This window comes from Mesorhizobium sp. B2-8-1, assembly GCF_006440955.1.
GTDB lineage: Bacteria > Pseudomonadota > Alphaproteobacteria > Rhizobiales > Rhizobiaceae > Mesorhizobium.
In genome coordinates this window covers 114806-134630 of record NZ_VFTX01000013.1, presented here as the reverse complement: position 1 = coordinate 134630, position 19825 = coordinate 114806, and the positions used below count along the sequence as shown (strand labels likewise).

Here is a 19825-nt window from a genome sequence, read left to right as displayed (position 1 = left end):
GGCATCGAGCCACCAGCCCCGCCTGTCTTAGCCGGATTTTCTCAAAGGCAGCTTTCTGCTATTTTAGGTACCCGATCAAGCAGAAGAAACTGATGCCTCTGCTGCGTATTAAGAAAGCTATATCGGGGGTGATCGAGCCCTAGAGACGGAGCCTGATTATGTGCTTTGCCGTCGCGACTGATGCGTTTGCTATGCCAACTACGCGGGACCGCGTAGAGGCATTGTTTCGTCTAATGGCCTTATTTGCCGCCTTGATTTTGTCCTTCCCGATTTGGACGGGAGGGGCCCTCTGTGCGAAGTCAGAAGAGGGTGTACGAGTTATGCCGAACCTTCGACATGAAGGCTTGCTGCTTGCTGTTGCGTTTTCTCCCAACGGCAAATTACTGGCGTCAGCCAATGACCAATACATTAATTTGTACGACGTCGTTTCGGGCAATCTGATCCGCAGATGGAAAGGCCATAGTGGACAGACGTTCAGTCTCGCATTTTCTCCTGCAAACGAGCATGAGCTTTGGTCGTCAGGAGACGACGGACTCATATCGGTGTGGAATGTTGCCACAGGACAGCGCACCGAGGAGATAAAAGGCAATGGCGTCAAATCGATAGTGTTCTCTTCTGATGGAAAGCAGGTGCTATCGTCAGGAGATGACGGACTACTCCTGAGAGATGCCAGATCGAAGGCTATCAAACGCGTATTTTCAACGGGGTCATTTAGATCGGGGCGCTTTTCGATCGATGGTCGCAGCATATTTGCGATCGATCGGACCCCGCAGGTGCCAGAAAAAAAACAAATAGTTTCGGGGCTTGAGAATTTAGGGGAGGTCGCACTTTCGCAGGCGGACGAAAAAGTTAGTCAGTGGGATGCAAAAAGTGGATCTTTGATCACCAGTTTTCCTGTCAATCAGCGCCTCTCCGTAGGGCTCGACATTTCATCAGATAGCAGTCGCATCGTGGTGTCTGCCTATACATCGGTTCGTCTGTATGATTCCAGAACCGGAACCTTGATCAAGGAGCTTGTCAATGGACCAAGCAACTCTGCGCGTTTCATTCCGAATAGTAATGTAGTGGTTACAACGGAGCTAAAACTGTTCGACGGCGTAACAGGAAATGTCATAGGCACACTCGCCCATTCTGACTCTTCACGATCACCATATTTGACTTTCGACCTCTTTCCCGGAATTGGAAGCGTTGTACTCCTGTTTCAACAACTGATGTTGCCTTCCCTGAAGGCATTTTTTGAGAAAAACGATGAAGCGCTAGAAGAGAAACAAGAGCCATACGCTGTAGCGATCTCGCCCGATGGCGCTATCGTAGCTGCTGCGGACAACAATAGGCTTAGGTTGTGGGATGTCAGGAGGCGTCAGCCGATACAATCGCTTGGCGTACCGATTATTAGTCCGGACGTCGCATTCACGCCCGATGAGGGCATCGTTCTGTTTCTGGAAGGCGGTTCCCTAGAGCTTTTCGGCAACGGCAAGTCCGCCACTGTCGACAAAAGCGAGATCCGACCCGACAGAGATTTAGTAGAGGTCGATGATGACGACCAGGACGGTCATCTTACGGTTCGAGACGTAAATAGCGGTGTTACTCGTCACTTAATGGGTAAATATACTATATTTTCTCTTTCTATTGACGATCTAAGTTTGGTCGCCTCTGATCAGAGTGGGGTTCTTCATTTGATAGATACGATGACGGGAGAGATAAAGAACACTTTTGGGAAGAAGTCCAGACGACCGCGGTTACTTGCCTATTCGGCGGAAGCGTCTCACGTGTTGGAGGTATACGAAAGCCGTGCTGTGCTATGGAGCACCGCGACAGGAAAACGCTTGCAGGATTTCAAACTGCCAACGGCCATTGGAAGAGCCGGTGTCGATTTTCCCAACCTCAAATTCTCCCGTGATGGATCTCATTTTTTGCTTATGAATGGGGGGAAGACTTTCCTTGGATCAATACCCCGGGGGAAAATAGAGCTTCTCTCCAGTCAGCGCACGTTGTGCGAGGCCTTTTCGCGGTATGGGGAATATATTTTTGCGGTAGTCGGGAATCGTGAGAAGGTCTGGGAAACAAATAGTAAGAAAGAGTACGCTTCAGGCAGATTATCTGAGAAAAGAGCCTATTGTCCTGTCGTGTCGGATCGAGGCAGGTACTTTATGACGTCGAGCGAGTCAGAGCCAAGTGTCACCATATTTGAGACAGATGGTGGAACTCAACTGGCGAAAATCTTCAGGTATGGTCCCCATGAATGGGCGATGACGGATTCTGTTGGGCAGTTTGACGCCGGCGATCTAAGCCAACTGGAAGGCGTAAATTGGCTGATGCCGGATGACCCGTTGCGACCGCTTTCGCCGGACGTATTCATGCGGGATTATTTCGAGCCAAACCTGCTTGGGCGTTTGCTGGCGTGCCATGAGGCGGAGGCGAGCGGAAAGAACGCGAACGCGTGCGCGGAGGCATTCAAGCCGGTGCGGCCGTTGGCATCATTGAACCGGATCCAGCCGGATGTGCGGATTGTGAGTGTGAAGGCGGGGCCAACGCCCGATGTAGCCCTGGTCGAGGTTGAGGCTTCGGGGAAGGTTGATGCCACGCAGCCGAACGGCAAGACGAGCACCGGGGTTTACGACGTGCGGCTGTTTCGAGATGGGCAGATTGTAGGGCAGTGGCCGGAGCCGAAGGACAATGCGGCGGCGATGGTCGGCGACGATCTCGCTGCATGGCGCAGCACCTCGCAGGTGGAGATGGCGACCGGAAAGACCGCGGCCAGGCACGTCTTCACGGTCCGGCTTGCCGGCGGGGACAAGGGCAAGAAGGTGACGTTCACCGCCTATGGGTTCAACGAGGACCGGGTGAAGAGCGCGACGTGGACCGACGACAGCTACGCGGTGCCGCAAGGCATAGCTGTTCCGGCCAAGCCGCATGCCTATGTGGTGACGGTCGGGGTGAATGAGTACGAGAAGCAAAGCCTGCGGCTGAACTTCGCGGTGGCGGATGCCAGGGCGATCGAGACGGCGCTGCAGAGCATCAAGGGCTACGATGTGGTACCAGTCTTGCTGACTTCCGACTATGCGCGCAAAGATGGGGATAAGCCGGCGGTCGATCACGCCACCAAGGCCGACATCCGGGCAGTGCTGGATCTTCTGGCAGGCAAGGGGGAGACGGAGCGGGAGCGGCTGCGGCGGGAACTCGGCCCTGTCATAGACCGGCTTGTGAAAGTGACGCCGGACGATCTCGTGGTCCTTGCCTTCTCCGGCCATGGCCATGCCGAGCAGGGCCGCTTCTACATCCTGCCGTCGGATTCGGGCAACGACCTGACGAAGCTTTACAGAATGATCTCGAGTGAGGAACTGACGGCGTGGCTGCGCGATGTCGATGCCGGCGAGATGGTGATGATCGTGGATGCCTGTCACTCAGCGGCGGGGGTGCCGGAAGGCTTCAAGCCTGGCCCGATGGGCGACCGCGGGCTTGGTCAACTGGCCTATGACAAGGGCATGCGCATCCTTGCGGCCACGCAGGCCGACGACGTTGCTCTGGAGAGCGGTTCACTCGGCCAGGGACTGCTGACCTACGCGTTGGTGAGAGAAGGGTTGAAGGCCGGTCAAGATGGCAAGGATGCAGCCGACGCCGACCGCGACGGCGCGGTCACCATGAAGGAATGGCTAACCTATGCCGAGACTCGTGTCCCCGGGCTCTATCAGGACGTGCTCGCCGGCAAAATCCCGAAGACCAGGGACTCAAGCCCCGATCTCAACCTGCTCGAAGACACCACCCGCCACGCCCAAACGCCAGCACTGTTTGATTTTGTGAGAAATCAGCATGAAGTATTATTGAGAAATCAGTAGGCTCTAGGAGACTTGCAGGTCGTTAGTTTTGAGCGCACAATTGAGTTGGGTCTTTCCATATGCGTCACGTGACCAAGCTTAAGATTACTTCTGTTTAAGTCGCAATATTTCGCGAAAAATTCACGGGATCCTCCGGTTTGGCATCGCGGGGTGGACACAGTGAAATCTCGAAACTTTACTAATGCGATCGCTGGGAGTTGTCGGGCTCTGCGGCCGAAAGCATCGTGCTTGGGAGTTGCCAGAACGGTGGGGGGGCTGCTAGTCGTGCTGTCCCTGCTTGTAAAGTCGGCTGCCAGCGCACCTGTCGATCAACCAAGCATTGAACTCTATGTTGAGAGTGGGATTCACCATAGCGCGCGTTCTGTAGCATTCTCCACAGATGGACAACTACTTGCGGCAAGCAGCCTGGATCGAACGGTCAAGGTCTGGGACGTGGAATCTGGGCGCGAACTCGTGACACTGCCGAATAACAGTATGGCGTCTTCTCTTGCCTTCCTTCCCTTTCAACCGGTCGTAGCGGCCGCGAATGAGGACGGCACAATAACTATTTGGAATATTCCCGAGACGCGGCTGTTAGCATCGCTGCCGTGTTCGAAAAGGCCGTCCCCGAGTCTTGCCATAAATGACAAGGAGTCGACGCTGGTATGTGCTGATGTGTCTGACAACGTGATTCACCGCTGGGACTTGAGAACGTTCCGGACACTAACCGACATCCCGGTGCCAACCGAAATAGTCCCCGGAGCATGGAAGTTATTGGAGGGTGGAGATCTTCTTGCCGAGGAGGACCAGGGCGGACTTGTGCGTCTTATGAATATAAAGACGTTTGAGGTCGTTCGGAAATTCTCGACTCACAATTTGGGTTCTGACGGTTCCATTGCGTTCGCCCCGCGGAGCGCGAAGGTGGCAGCCGTGGACGAATATGACTCCATTGGAATGTGGTCGTGGCGCGCTTCAGGAGGTGAGATCGCCCCGCAGGAAGTCCGCGTGTCGGCCCCAGGAGTACATGCAATTGCCTTCGGCCCTGACGAGCGACAGATCGCTTATGCAGCGGAGAGCGGCGATATCGTCATCCTGGACTCTACAGAGAACAAGGAGATCAAGAGGCTGCAAAGTTATTCGAACCGAATTGAGAACGTTGGCTTGGCCAGCCAATCGTCAGTGCTGAGCGTTCAGGTCTGGTACGACTCACACATCGCGATTGATCTTAAGACGGGCAGTTTGGCCCAGCATGAAGCGCAGTCTCTCTCGTATGACAATGCTGACCTTTTCCAGTCTGAGGGCGAATTTTTCGGTCGAAAATTCATCGTCCATAACCGACAGGATTACTTTCAGATCGAATCGAGCGACGGGCACCTGATCTGCACAGTGGTCTTGCTTGATAAAATTGGTGGGTTCGTGATTGCGGCCCCCGATGGCAGATTCGACACGAACATGGATCTCACTGACATCAAGGGCGTGCATTGGATTGTGTCCAGGAAAGCCCTGGATCCTTTGCCGCTCGAGATTCTCATGCGGGATTATTACGCGCCGGGATTGTTGACCAGGCTATTGATGGGCGCCGAGCCGCCGCAGTTATCTGGAATCGCATCATTGAACCGGATTCAGCCTGATGTGCGTATTGTGAGCGTGAAGTCAGGGCCGACACCTGATGTTGCCCTGGTCGAGGTTGAGGCTTCGGGGAAGGTTGATGCTACGCAGCCGAACGGCAAGACGAGCACCGGGGTGTATGACGTGCGGCTGTTCCGTGATGGGCAGATTGTGGGGCAGTGGCCGGAGCCGAGGGACAATGCGGCGACCGGTGACGATCTCGATGCGTGGCGCAGCACCTCGCGGGTGGAGATGGCGGCGGGAAAGATCGCGGCAAGGCATGTCTTTCCTGTCCGGCTTGCTGGCGCTGACCGGGGCAAGAAGGTGACGTTTACTGCCTATGGGTTCAACGAGGACCGGGTGAAGAGCGCGACTGCGACCGACGACGGCTACGCGGTGCCACAGGATATAGCTGTTCCGGCCAAGCCGCATGCCTATGTGGTGACGGTTGGTGTGAACGAGTACGAGAGCAAGGCGCTGCGGCTGAACTTCGCGGCGGCGGATGCCGGGGCGATCGAGACGGCGCTGCAGGGGATCCGGGGCTATGACGTGGTTCCGGTGTTGCTGACCTCCGACTATGCACGCAAGGAAGGGGATAAACAGATCCCGGCGGTCGACCATGCCACCAAGGCCGACATCCGGGCGGTGCTGGATCTTCTGGCGGGCAAGGGGGAGACCGAACGGCCTCGGCTGCGGCAGGAGATCGGCCCTGTCATAGACCGGCTGGCGAAGGTGACGCCGGACGATCTCGTGGTCCTTGCCTTCTCCGGCCATGGCCACAACCAGCAGGGCCGCTTCTACATCCTGCCGTCGGATTCGGGCAACGACCTGACGAAGCCCGGCAAGCTGATCTCGAGCGAAGAACTTACGGCGTGGCTTCGCGATGTCGATGCCGGAGAGATGGTGATGATCGTCGATGCCTGTCACTCCGCAGCGGGGGTGCCGGCAGGCTTCAAGCCAGGCCCGATGGGCGACCGCGGGCTTGGTCAACTGGCCTATGACAAGGGCATGCGCATCCTTGCGGCCACCCAGGCCGACGACGTCGCGCTGGAGAGCGGTTCACTCGGCCAGGGGCTGCTGACCTACGCGCTCAAGGAGGGGCTGACGGCCGGTACCGGCGCGCACATGCTTGCAGACACAGACAGCGACGGCGCGATCACCATGAAGGAGTGGCTGACCTATGCCGAGACCCGGGTGCCTGGGCTCTACCAGGACGTGCTCGCCGGCAAAATCGAGAAGACCAAGGACTCCAGCCCCGATCCCAACCTTCTCGAGGACACCACCCGCCACGCCCAGACACCAGCGCTGTTCGATTTCGTGCGAGGACAGGCACAAAACCCCGTGATTGAAGGGCCGTAGAACCGGTTTAACAACCGGATAGCTCGTCGAGGGAGGCTGTTATGCTGAGGCTGTCTATGCGTGAAACCACGCGGCACCGGTGTGCTCTTGAATCAGTTTGGTTGGCCTCTCGCGGTTTCCCAACCCAACAGCAGCGCAATCAGGGAGACGCCATTGCCCCCAGAGGCTGTTGGCCGCAACTCACGGATATCGCGTGGTCTAGGGCTCTTGAATGGCAAGTCTTAGACAACGGCACCGAACTCTCTTTCTTAGCGATGAACGGATTCGGCACAGCGCAGCGGACCTGCAATGAGGCAGCTGGCTATGTATTACATCGAGTGATCGCAACGTTCTTTATGCTCCTATTGGCATTTTCTGGAGCGGTGAGCGCTTCTTACTTGCCTACACCGCGTCTCGGGCACGGTGGCTCTGTCTTGTTTATTGCCACAGCGCTCAATGACAGTGTAATCGTCACTGGAGACGACAGAGGTATTATCAAGGTTTGGGATTTGCCCAGCGGCGGTTTACTCCGGACCATTAATGCCCATGCCGAAGAGCTGGCCGGGCTGGTGGTGCTGCCAAATACCACTGAATTGGCTTCGGCATCCCGCGATGGAACGCTACGACTGTGGCAATTGGCCACCGGCCAGCTGATCCGCGAATACGGCAGCAAGGACGACCACTACAGCATTTGGTCAATGGCACTGTCTCAGGACGGACGAGAGCTGGTAGCTGGCACCGGGGAGGGAACCCTGCTGATCTATAACGTGTCGACAGGCGCCAAAATCCGAAGTCGGCCGGGTCATTCTGGCGGACCTGTTCTAAAAGCTGCGATCATTCGGACCAAATCGGGTGAGAGTGTCATGTCGACCGGAAACGACAGCAGTGTGGAGTTTTGGGATTTGACAACTGACAAGGTTACCCGCGAAGTGATTGACGGCTATACGTTTAACACTCTTGCGGTGTCGCCAGATGGGACATTGGCGGCAACTGTCGAAGGCTGGTACGGTAGTGTCTATTTGTGGGACGTCCGAAAGCGAAAACAAGTGGCCAATTGGGCTGACGAAGATTCTCGACCAGCTGACGTATCTTCTGTATTTTTTGCGGCAAAATCGTCTATTTTGTTTGGTTTTAGTAGCGGCGCCGTAGAGTTTTTTCAAGCTAATAAGTGCATTACGCCACCATTCGATGACGAGCCAGAAGTTATATTTGTAAAATTGTCCGCCGACGAGACGACGGGCTTGATGCTTGATAAGAAGGGAAAAGTGAGAACGTGGGACTGCAGGACAGGACGCATCCTGGCTGAAATGGATACATTGGCAGACTCCGTAATAGCGTTGTCTACTTTGCCTCAGAACAGATCTATATTGTCGGTCGCCCACTCAGGTGGTGTCCGAACGTGGAGCTTGATCAGTGGCGGCCTAGGAAAATACGTCGGTATCCCCGGTGGCCAGCCCACAGCAGTTGCCATTAGTGGCGACGGTCTCACGCTAGCCGCGGGAAACCACAAGGGCCAGCTCACTGCGTGGGGTTTGGATGACGATCTTAGTCGTTCAAAATTTAGCCAGGGCTTGTCTGCCGCAATTTCCAGTATTGCGCTAAATGAGAACGGAACAAAGGTCGTCGCCGGGACCATGAAAGGCGCTGTGGCGTCGTTCACGTTAGCCTCGGGAGCATGGCATGAGGATTCTACGGTGCCGTTCATCCAGGATCCGTCCGTGAACCAATTCGACGACTACGCTAAGAATATTGCCTTATACAAAGGCTGGACGATTGTGGCCGGCCACAGGTCGTGGTGGGCGCAAACAAGTAAAATGGACGACGAGATCCATAGATTTCAAGAAAATGGAGCTTGGCCTGTCGCTATCGATCAGGGCAGTGGCATCGCGTATCTCGGATCATATCGGCTTTGGAAATGGCGGATCGGCGATATCGAGGAGCCGCAAAAGTTCGCATGGAGGCCCCCGGGCAAAGTCACGGCAGCCCTGGCAACAAAGAACGGAAAGTTTCTGTACGTCGGCCTAGCTGACGGTCGTATCTTTAGATTGGACACTGCAAACGGAATGCCTACAGACTTTTCCGGAACGAGCACGGGGTCTGAGATATCGTCCCTGGCGGAGGTTAATAGTGATCGTTTTCTAGCGGTCGGCGGGAGTGATGGGGCGATAAGGCTTTACGATGCGGTATCGTTGAAGTTGGCGCTCTCGTTCGTTTTCGGAATAAGGGCAGAGGACTGGCTTGCGGTCACGCCGGAAGGGTTTTTTGCAGACGGCGGGGACGGGGCGAAACTTCTCAGTTTTGTAGACGGGTTGAAAGTCTACGGCGGCCGAGATCGTTATGAGGCGTTGCATCGGCCCGATTTGATCCAGACGCTGCTTGAAACTAGTCAAGGCCCGCAGGATCTGGTGGGGTCGCAATCAAGATCAGTTCCATCTCCATTTGTTGTTCCTCAACTTGGAAATACCTCGTCAGTAACGGCAGCCGCTTTATCGCCAGATGGGCGATACATCTTGACCTCGGCTGATCAGCTGAGGCTCTGGGAGGCTAACTCTGGGCGCTTGGTCCGATCCTTGGACATACCAGGGATTATCACATCCGTAGCATTTACACCTGACGGAAAGTCGTTTGCCACTCGCGATAAAAACGGACGCGTTAATCTTTGGACGTTTCCCGGTCTCGAGAATAGGTTCCTTTGGAGGACGGATGCATGGCCTGTCGGAGCCTTGGCATTTGCGCCGGACGGAAGCTTTTTGGCAGTAAGTGACGGCGGGATCTCGTTCCTGGACTGGAAGACGGGAAAGACCCTGCAGAAGTCAATTGAGCCGTTCGGTATGACAACCTCGATTGCTGCATTTCCCGACAGCAAAAGCGTCGTCGTAGGAACCGGATTTAATACGATAGAGATTCGCACATCGCAGACCGGCGCGCTGGTTCGGAAATGGGATGGGCACGGATCACCGGGTGCGGTTGCAATCTCTCGAGATGGGAAGCTGATAGCATCCGGAGGCGACGACCGCGAGGTGAGGGTCTGGACCACTTCGGGGAAGCTTCTTCGCGTACTTAGCGGGAGCGGTTGGAATATTGATGCGATCTCCTTTTCCCCCGACGGAAAGAGGATCGCCTCGGGATGTAGCGGAGTAGACGATACGATCAAAGTCTGGGATGCCGAGACCGGCATTTTGGTGCACACGTTGATAGGCCACTCCGGAGGCGTTACCTCTCTTCAGTTCTCAAGTGATGGCAAGGCTTTGATGTCAGGCGGTAACGACCAAACCGCGAGAATTTGGGACGCTGAGTCAGGCAGCCTCGTCCGAACCATTCAGGGGACAGCCAAGGCAGTAAATGGCGTCGCCTTTTCACCCGATAGTAGGTGGTTTGGTTCGGCAAGCGAGGACGGGGTTGTTAGACAATGGGCCGAGAACTCGGGGGCCTTGGTGAGGACGTTTGGCGGGCATGAAACCGGAGCTTCGTCAGTAGCGTTCTCTCCAGACGGGCGTCGTATTGCATCGGGGGCTGATGATGGCAGCATCCGTATCTGGGATGTGGACACGGGTTTGCTAGTGCGCTCGTTGCTGGGAAGCAAGGGTGTCTTTTCGATAGCATTTTCCCCCAGCGGCAAAAGTCTGATTGTAGGAAGTGCGAGTAAGAAAGTCGACCTTTGGGACCTAACTACTGGGAAGCTCGCTGGCACCTCGGGTCAACTTCCTTGGTGGGCGAAATCGGTGGTGTTTGCTCCGAAAGGAGATGTTGTTGCAGCGGCCGGCGAGACCGGTGTGATCCTGTTGAGTCCCTCGGACGGCCAAATCGTTAGGGAATTGAAGAACGCATACGAACCGCTATCCACGAAATCTTTGGCGTTTTCGCGAAGTGGTCGATGGCTTGTGACAGGAGCTAGCAGTAGTGGAAGTGCAAAGCTGTGGGATACGGCGACGTGGGGTGTGGTTCGCGAATTTGATGGCGATGGACAAGTCGCGGTGTCCCCGGACGAACAATTTGTTGTCACTGGTGGTGGTTCCGATGGCACTTTGAAACTCTTCGAACTTCAGAGTGGTCGACTGTTGAGGATGCTTGTAGGCCACGCATGGTATGTCAACTCTGTTGCATTTTCTCCGGATGGCAGGCTCTTAATATCCGGGAGTGGCGACGGGACAGTTCGCATCTGGGAGGTGGCTACCGGAGAAGAATTGTCACAGACAATTGGGATCGATCAAGCGAACTCCACTACTATAGGCGCAGACGGGCGTTTTGATTCAAGCAATCTAGAACAGATCCGGGCCCTGGCTTGGGCAATGCCTGATGATAGGCTTCGTCCGCTATCGCCCGAGATATTCATGCGGGATTACTACGAGCCGAATCTGCTTGGCCGTTTGCTTGCGTGCCATGAGGCGGAGGCGAGTGGGAACGCCGATGTGTGCAAGGAGGCGTTCAAGCCAGTGCGGCCGTTGGCCTCGCTGAACCGGATTCAGCCTGATGTGCGTATTGTGAGCGTGAAGTCAGGGCCGACACCTGATGTTGCCCTGGTCGAGGTTGAGGCTTCGGGGAAGGTTGATGCTACGCAGCCGAACGGCAAGACGAGCACCGGGGTGTATGACGTGCGGCTGTTCCGTGATGGGCAGATTGTGGGGCAGTGGCCGGAGCCGAGGGACAATGCGGCGACCGGTGACGATCTCGATGCGTGGCGCAGCACCTCGCGGGTGGAGATGGCGGCGGGAAAGATCGCGGCAAGGCATGTCTTTCCTGTCCGGCTTGCTGGCGCTGACCGGGGCAAGAAGGTGACGTTTACTGCCTATGGGTTCAACGAGGACCGGGTGAAGAGCGCGACTGCGACCGACGACGGCTACGCGGTGCCACAGGATATAGCTGTTCCGGCCAAGCCGCATGCCTATGTGGTGACGGTTGGTGTGAACGAGTACGAGAGCAAGGCGCTGCGGCTGAACTTCGCGGCGGCGGATGCCGGGGCGATCGAGACGGCGCTGCAGGGGATCCGGGGCTATGACGTGGTTCCGGTGTTGCTGACCTCCGACTATGCACGCAAGGAAGGGGATAAACAGATCCCGGCGGTCGACCATGCCACCAAGGCCGACATCCGGGCGGTGCTGGATCTTCTGGCGGGCAAGGGGGAGACCGAACGGCCTCGGCTGCGGCAGGAGATCGGCCCTGTCATAGACCGGCTGGCGAAGGTGACGCCGGACGATCTCGTGGTCCTTGCCTTCTCCGGCCATGGCCACAACCAGCAGGGCCGCTTCTACATCCTGCCGTCGGATTCGGGCAACGACCTGACGAAGCCCGGCAAGCTGATCTCGAGCGAAGAACTTACGGCGTGGCTTCGCGATGTCGATGCCGGAGAGATGGTGATGATCGTCGATGCCTGTCACTCCGCAGCGGGGGTGCCGGCAGGCTTCAAGCCAGGCCCGATGGGCGACCGCGGGCTTGGTCAACTGGCCTATGACAAGGGCATGCGCATCCTTGCGGCCACCCAGGCCGACGACGTCGCGCTGGAGAGCGGTTCACTCGGCCAGGGGCTGCTGACCTACGCGCTCAAGGAGGGGCTGACGGCCGGTACCGGCGCGCACATGCTTGCAGACACAGACAGCGACGGCGCGATCACCATGAAGGAGTGGCTGACCTATGCCGAGACCCGGGTGCCTGGGCTCTACCAGGACGTGCTCGCCGGCAAAATCGAGAAGACCAAGGACTCCAGCCCCGATCCCAACCTTCTCGAGGACACCACCCGCCACGCCCAGACACCAGCGCTGTTCGATTTCGTGCGAGGACAGGCACAAAACCCCGTGATTGCAGTTCACTGACGGAACCGCCGGCAGCCTTTTTCGACACTCTTCTGCCGACGATATTGACCGCTCCAATGTAGATGTTCGCCGGGATATCCGTGAACCTCATTGTCCGCCGCGGTGTCCAGTTGTCTGGGTTTCTTGGAAGCTTTTCGAACTTTCTGCCTTGTGCCTCCAGCCGAATTGCGCGCGCTTATGAAGGAAATTGGCGGGTCTGGATCCGCAGTGTTGCGACTTTGATCGAAGCCCTTAGCTGGGGGGTCGAGTCGGACCACCACCACATCGTGAGACCTACTATCGACGAAGCACTCTTCTACTATCGGCGACGCTCAGTCTAAAGCGTAAACGTCGCCGAAGATCGCCCGGAATGACGGTGGCCTGCGCCCACGAAGGTGGTCTCGATTGGCTACCCGCACCTGACCAAGCGCCCGAGGTTGGACGCTCCGACAGCCAGCCTTTACTAAGCCCTAGGCTTGCGTTTGGTAGGAGCCTTTTTGGCCGACGTCGGCTGCGGTTTGCGTCCGAGCCCCGCCGCCTTTGCGAGCGCGGATCTTTGGGCCGCGTAATTTGGCGCAACCATCGGGTAGTCCGGCTTCAATCCCCACTTCTCACGGTATTCGTCTGGAGTGAGCCCGTAATGTACCGCGAGATGCCTTTTCAGCGATTTGAATTTCTTCCCGTCTTCAAGGCAGACGATGTAGTCCGGCGTTACCGACCTTTTCGGATTGGCGGCCGGCTCCTGTTTCGGAATCGCGGTCCCGCTCGGCTGGCCAAGGCCTGACAGCGACGAATGGATCGACGCGATGAGGTCCGGCAACCCAACGACGGGCAGGGGGTTTTGGCTGACATAGGCAGAGACAATGTCTGCCGTCAGCCCGACCAGATCGGCCGTCGCGGCTTCGTTTTGATCGCTCAAGTATTCGCTCCTGGCTGGGGCCTTCACACATCTGTCGTATATCGCAATTTTGAGCATTGCCGAGATAAATCCGCCAGCCTCTTCATTTCCCCGCTCAGGAACTGCAGGATCGCCCCGAAGGCATGGATAAGCCTTGCCTTGGTAGGCCCGTCTCCGGTCAGACCCAAGAGGAGCTCCTCCGTGCTCGGTTAGAGCGCGAGCCATCTTTGAGTGTGAGATCCGTCGGGGTGCCCAAGCTCACCATCATCACAAGGGTTACCGTGCAAGCGGCTATCGCCGTCGGACTACAGCCGCCGACTCAGTGTGTTTGCACTCGGGGAACTGATTGCATCCACAAAACATCGATCCGTCTTTATTGCTCCGTTGAACCAATTGGCCGACAAGGCAAGCTGGGCACTGGCTTAAGGCGGCGCCATCGATCGTCTCGAAGCGGACTTCGTCGCTGGCGATCTCGCAAAGTTCACGGATATAGCGGGATGGTTGACGGCGATTGGTGATCATATAGACGCCTCGGCTCGCACGCGTCAGCGCCACGTAGAAAAGGCGTCGCTCTTCCGCGTAGGCGAAGGTCTCGGGGCGGGGGATGACTAGATTGAGCAGCTCATCGTCCTCGATGCGACTTGGTACGCCATAGTTGCCCTCGCTCACATCGAGCAGCAAGGTGTAGTCGGCCTCGAGCCCTTTGGCCCGGTGAAACGACAGCCCAGATACTTCGATATTGGCAAAGGAAGGTGGTTTCCCTTCGAAGGGATCCAGGGTGTTATAGCGCCACAGCACCAGGACCTTGAGCTTGTCGCGCGCTTCATTGCGCCACAGCGTGGCGATGCCGCCCAGAGCGGCGTCAAGCCGTTCGAGCAAGCGCTGACAAGCCATCGCGAAGTCCAGCTTGCCACGATCACCATCGATGGGAACGACACGGATCGACCGCGAGATAGCCGGTCGTGTCGAGCGGACCGTCTTCTTGATCTGATCGGGATTGCGCTGGACGAACTTTGCCGCCGTTTCAGCAATGAGCTGGTTGCAGCGATAAATCTGCTCGAGGCGCCCCTGCCAGCTGGTGCCGAAATTCACTTCGAACTGGGTGAAGATGGAGATGTCCGATCCAGCAAAACGATAGATCGACTGCCAGTCGTCTCCGACCGCGAACACCTTGCTGAGCGCTTTCTGTTGTTTGAGGGCCTTGATGAGATTGGCGCGCGGCTCGGAAATGTCCTGAAACTCGTCCACGAGGATCAGGGCATAGGGGCTTCGATATCGGCCGGTCTCGACTAGCCGAACCGCATCCGCGATCATCGAATCGAAGTCGATCCGTCTGGCTTCCTCAAGCTTTCGGGAATATTCCCCCGTGATCATCCAAACCACGTGGGCGTATAGCTTCGCACGCTCCTTGTCGTGCAGGGTCTTGGCACGCTCTAGCAGCATTTCGAGAGTGAGATGGCTGGCGCGTATATGCTTCAGGCAGGTGGATATCAGCTGGTGGTAGTGCTTGATCACCACAGGGTCGAGCGCCTTGGTGATTTCGGTGTAGGTCTTGCGCTCGAAAGGCATGGAGCGCCGCGCCAGTTCTGATTCAAGCGTGCTAAGCAGCGTCTCGTTACTGGCCTGGGCTGAAGTCGTCTCGAAGAAATCGATCTCCTTGCGGCGATATGCGTGCCGCTTTTTCTCCGCGTGCAGGGCATAGTCCGCAAAGGGCGACGTTCCGTCGGTATTCAGCGCGAAATGCTCATGTACGGTTTCGGTCTGCGGATAATAGAAATCGGGATGCAGATGGCGGACCGTGCCGTCATCGTCCTCTACCGCAATCTGCCGTTCATACTCGAAGCTGACGGAATGCAGCCAAAGCCAGTTGGCGATCTTCTGCTCCTGCAGCGACTTTACGATCACGCCTGGCAGGGAGCCGATAGTGGCCTTACCCTTCCTGAGGCTATCCGACACATAGCGACGGTAGTCGGCCTGGTCGTCGAAAACCTCGACTGGGATGTCGGCCTTGGGATGAACCACGAGAAGGTCGCTCCACAGTCGGGCAAATTCCGGTTCATTCTCGACAAGGCTCTGGATGATCGCCTCAATGACCCTCGTTTCACCACCAGGATGATCCACCCAGTTAGCAAGCTGGGGCGGCCGACCTTCGACTGCCTCGATGATTCCGCGCCCAAGCGCATGAAACGTCGTGACGCGGCACTCCACCGCGTTTTCGGCGACCTGTAGCTGGCTGGCGATCCTCGTCTTGAGTTCATCGGCTGCGCTCTTGTTGTAGGCCAGAAGCAGGATCTCGTCAGGCCGGTAGAGCTTCTTCTCCAGAACGTAGGCGACCTTGCCGACCATCGTCGCGGATTTGCCGGACCCTGCGGAGGCAACGAGCAGGTTGTTGTCCTCCAGGCGGATGCAGGCCTCGCGCTGTTGGTCGGAAAACGAGCGCCGGTCGAGATCGTCGAAGAATGTCTGGAACTTTTGCAGTTCAGACCTGACGAACGCTTCGTTGTAGGCGTGGCGAATAAGCGGCCTGCCGGGTCGGCTGAGCTGAAGGAGAAGGCTTGCTGCTCTGCGGTATTCTTCCGCCAGGGCCTGAACCTGCTGTGGGGATGCTAGCTCACCAGGATATTTTTTGGGTTCTTCGAGCGTCATTTAGCGCAATATACAGACGCTACGGGAAGATTTCGTAAAGGGGAAAACTGCTCTTCGGCACTCTCGCAATTGCCCGGCTGCCACTAATCTGCGTAGACATTGTTTATGCTAAAAATCGGCTCCGAATTGCAGTTGAGCGCCTCCGATCTGGTCGGCCACTTGAACTGCGGCCACCTGACTGCGCTTGACCTTCAGGTGGCGGACGGCTCGCTTGCGAAGCCGAAGATCTGGGACCCGCTGCTCGAGATATTGCAGCAGCGCGGCGCTGCGCACGAGGCGGCCTATGTCGATCACCTGCGCGCGTCCGGCCTTGCGGTCGCGGTCATTGCAGGTAAGGGGATCGATGACGGCTCAGTGTCCGCCACGATCGAGGCGATGCGCGCCGGCGCGCAGATCATCGTGCAAGCCGCGCTGCGCGCGCCGCCCTTCACGGGCCGGGCCGACATCCTCCGGCGCGTCGAGACGCCAAGCGATCTCGGCGCCTGGTCCTATGAAGTCGTCGACACCAAGCTCGCCCGCGAAACCAAGGGCGGGACGGTGCTGCAGCTCTGCCTCTATTCTGACCTCGTCGGGCAGGTGCAGGGCCTCGTGCCAGAATACGCCTACGTTGTCGCGCCCCTCACGGGCTTCGAGCCGGAGGTCTTTCGGATCAGCGACTATGCCGCCTACTACCGCAATGTCCGGGAACGCTTCGCCGCGTCCTTGAACGCAAACGGCGGCACCTATCCCGAGCCGGTCGCTCATTGCGACATCTGCCGCTGGCGGGGCCGATGCGACGACCAGCGCCACCAAGACGATCACCTCTCCCTTGTGGCCGGGATCACGGCCGTGCAGCGCGGCGAGCTCGCCGGCCACGACGTCGCCACCATGACCGCGCTGGCCGAGCTCACCCTTCCGCTTCCATGGAAGCCAGAGCGCGGCGCCGCCTCGTCCTACAATCGCATTCGGGAGCAGGCCCGGATCCAGGTCGCGGGGCGCGCGGCCGGGCAGGTGCTCCATGAAGCGCTGCCGATAGAACCGGGCTTTGGTCTGTGCCGCCTGCCGGAGCCCGACGACGGAGACATCTTCTTTGATCTCGAAGGCGACCCCTTCGTCGGTGATGGCGGCCTCGAATATCTCTTCGGTTATGCCTTCAAGGATGCGGCGGGCGCGCTCACCTACGTCGCCGACTGGTGTTTCACGCCGGCCGATGAAAAGGCCGCCTTTGAACGCTTCGTCGATTTTGCAATTGAGCGGCGAGCGCACCATCCCGGCATGCACATTTATCACTACGCGGCCTATGAGGTGGGCGCGCTCAAACGCCTGATGGGGCGCTACGCCACGCGCGAGGAAGAGATCGACACGCTGCTGCGCGGGCAGGTCCTGGTCGATCTCTACGCGGTGGTCCGCCACGCCGTCCGCGCCAGCGTCGAGAGCTATTCCATCAAGAAGCTGGAGCCGCTCTACGAATTCACGCGCGCGGTGTCGCTGGCCGATGCCAACTATGCTTTGAGTAGGGTGCAGGCCCTCCTGGAGCTCGGGGACGCAGGCGGCATCAATGCGGACGATCGGGCCGTCGTTGCGGGCTACAACCAAGATGACTGCGTCTCGACGGCGCGGCTTCGTGACTGGCTAGAAGGCCTACGCACGGACGCGATCGCCTCAGGCGTGGAGATTCCACGGCCGACTTTGCCTGGAGAGGATACTTCGCCGGATATTACAGCTTGGCAGGCGCGGATCGATGCAGTGGTGGCCGTGCTGACCGATGGCATTCCGGTGGACCCAGAGGAGCGCAGCGGCGAACAACAAGCGCTCTACGTGCTGGCGAACGTGCTCGACTGGCATCGCCGGGAAGAGAAGGCGATCTGGTGGGAATATTTCCGGCTGGCGGCGCTATCCGAGGACGAGCTGGAGGACGAGCGGGCAGGCATTGCCGGCCTCGAGTTCGTGGATACCGTGGGCGGAACCGCCAAGGCTCCTATTCACCGCTATCGTTTTCCCCCGCAGGACGCGGAGTTTCGCGGCGGGGAGGATTTGCGCAGCGTCGGTGGGGAGCGGTTCGGCAAGGTCGAGGGCGTCGACCTGGAACATCGCTTCATCGACATCAAGAAGCGGGGCGACACTGCCGGTTTTCACCCAGAAGCTGTCTTTACCCATACCTACATCGCTACGAGTGTTCTGGCCGAGTCCCTGGTGCAGATCGGCGAGTACGTGGCCGACCATGGCATCGGCGGTCCCGGTGCCTACAAGGCGGCGCGCGATCTGCTGCTGCGGCGGCCGCCCGATGCCGGCGGCGAGGCGCTACGCCAGCCGGGCGAGAGCGCGGTCGATGCGGCCTGCCGCCTCGTCCCGGCCTTGCGGGGCGTGCTCGCCATCCAAGGACCACCGGGCGCGGGCAAGACCCATGCCGGCGCCCATGCGATCCTTGCGCTGGTCAGGGCTGGCCTTCGCGTCGGGGTGACCGCCAACAGCCACAAGGTCATTCGCAACCTGCTCGCGAAGGCCGCCGAAGAAGCAGAGAAGGAAGACTTCGACCTGCAGTGCCTGCATAAGGTCACGGATGCGGAAGACAATGTCCCGCACCTCACTTTCACGACGAAGAACTCCGAAGCTCTTGGCGCCTTTGCAACCGGCTACCACGTCCTCGGCGGCACGGGGTTCCTGTTGGCCCGGCCCGATGCGGTTGGCCTCGTTGACGTGTTGTTCGTCGACGAAGCCGCGCAGATGTCACTCGCCAACGTGCTTGCCATATCGCGGGCCGCAGCCGGCCTTGTCCTCCTTGGCGATCCACAGCAGCTTGAGCAGCCGATGCAGGGCTCGCACCCGGAGGGTACGGACGTCTCGGCCCTCGATCACCTACTCGGCGGACGGCAGACCATCGCCGAGGACGAGGGCCTCTTCCTCGATCAGACTTGGCGCCTCCACCCCGACATCTGCCGGTTCACCTCCGAGCTGTTTTACGAAAGCCGTCTCCTTCCCCGTGCCGGTCTCGAGAACCAGGCCATCCTGATGGACGGCCCGCTTGGCGGGGCCGGCCTGCGCTATGTCTCGGTGCCTCACAGCGGGAACCAGAATTCCAGCCCGGAGGAGGCCGGCCGCATCCGAGATATTGTGCTGGGGATCCTTGCTTCAGGTGCAGGTTGGCGCGACCGCGAGGGCAACGAGGGGACGCTCACCCTGAACGACATTCTGGTTATCGCACCCTATAACGCGCAGGTCTTTGAAATCCAGGCGCGCCTCCCGGGCGCGAGGGTAGGGACGGTTGACAAGTTCCAAGGACAGGAGGCGCCCATCGTGATCTATTCCATCACGACATCCAGTCATGCCGACGCCCCGCGTGGCATGGAGTTCCTTTACAGCGCGAACCGCCTCAATGTCGCCACCTCCCGCGCCAAGGCCCTGTGCATTCTCGTGGCCAATCCGGATGTATTCGAGCCAGAATGTCGTACCCCGAGGCAGATGCAGCTCGCCAACGGCTTCTGCCGCTATCTGGAGATGGCCGAGTTGGTGGATCCATAAGTTCCTTGTAAGGATGATGGATTGGACAGAGAGGTAAGCAGAAACAACCACTTAGACTGCACCGTGCACACGCCGTGCACACGAGGTCTCACCCTCTAGTTTGCTTCTGTTTCGACGAGAGGATGCGCCAAGGCACCCTGAATGCACGATGATCTGCTGGGGCTTGTCCGGCAACCGGCTTCAGGTCGAATGGATACGCGGCCACACGCCAGCGTACGACCACGGTGACGCGATCA

Annotated in this window: 6 protein-coding genes; 4 read left to right on the top strand and 2 right to left on the bottom strand. The window is 58.2% G+C overall.

All coding sequences use genetic code 11. The annotated features are described in order from the left end of the window. Nucleotides 1–158: 158 nt before the first annotated feature. From FJ428_RS27500 to FJ428_RS27490, 3 genes are all read left to right on the top strand, one after another. The gene (locus FJ428_RS27500) at nucleotides 159–3836 is read left to right on the top strand and encodes a caspase family protein (protein ID WP_140880560.1); all 3678 of its coding nucleotides are present in this window, start codon (nucleotides 159–161) and stop codon (nucleotides 3834–3836) included. Between the two features lie 909 nt (nucleotides 3837–4745). Next, a complete protein-coding gene (locus FJ428_RS27495) occupies nucleotides 4746–6782 on the top strand; it encodes a caspase family protein (RefSeq protein WP_224518950.1) in 2037 nt (678 codons plus the stop codon). Between the two features lie 56 nt (nucleotides 6783–6838). Then, entirely contained in the window at nucleotides 6839–12568 is a 5730-nt protein-coding gene (locus tag FJ428_RS27490) for a caspase family protein (protein WP_181167411.1), read from the top strand. 442 nt (nucleotides 12569–13010) lie between these two features. Here FJ428_RS27490 and FJ428_RS27485 read toward each other — a convergent pair whose 3' ends face one another. Both FJ428_RS27485 and FJ428_RS27480 read right to left on the bottom strand, forming a co-directional pair. Next, nucleotides 13011–13466, bottom strand: a complete 456-nt coding sequence (locus FJ428_RS27485) for a MucR family transcriptional regulator (protein ID WP_140880591.1) — start codon at nucleotides 13464–13466, stop codon at nucleotides 13011–13013. A gap of 270 nt (nucleotides 13467–13736) precedes the next feature. Next, nucleotides 13737–16091, bottom strand: a complete 2355-nt coding sequence (locus tag FJ428_RS27480) for a UvrD-helicase domain-containing protein (protein WP_140880557.1) — start codon at nucleotides 16089–16091, stop codon at nucleotides 13737–13739. 105 nt (nucleotides 16092–16196) lie between these two features. Here FJ428_RS27480 and FJ428_RS27475 point away from each other — a divergent pair, with 105 nt between their 5' ends. Next, entirely contained in the window at nucleotides 16197–19589 is a 3393-nt protein-coding gene (locus tag FJ428_RS27475; RefSeq protein WP_140880556.1) for a TM0106 family RecB-like putative nuclease, read from the top strand. Nucleotides 19590–19825 lie beyond the last annotated feature (236 nt).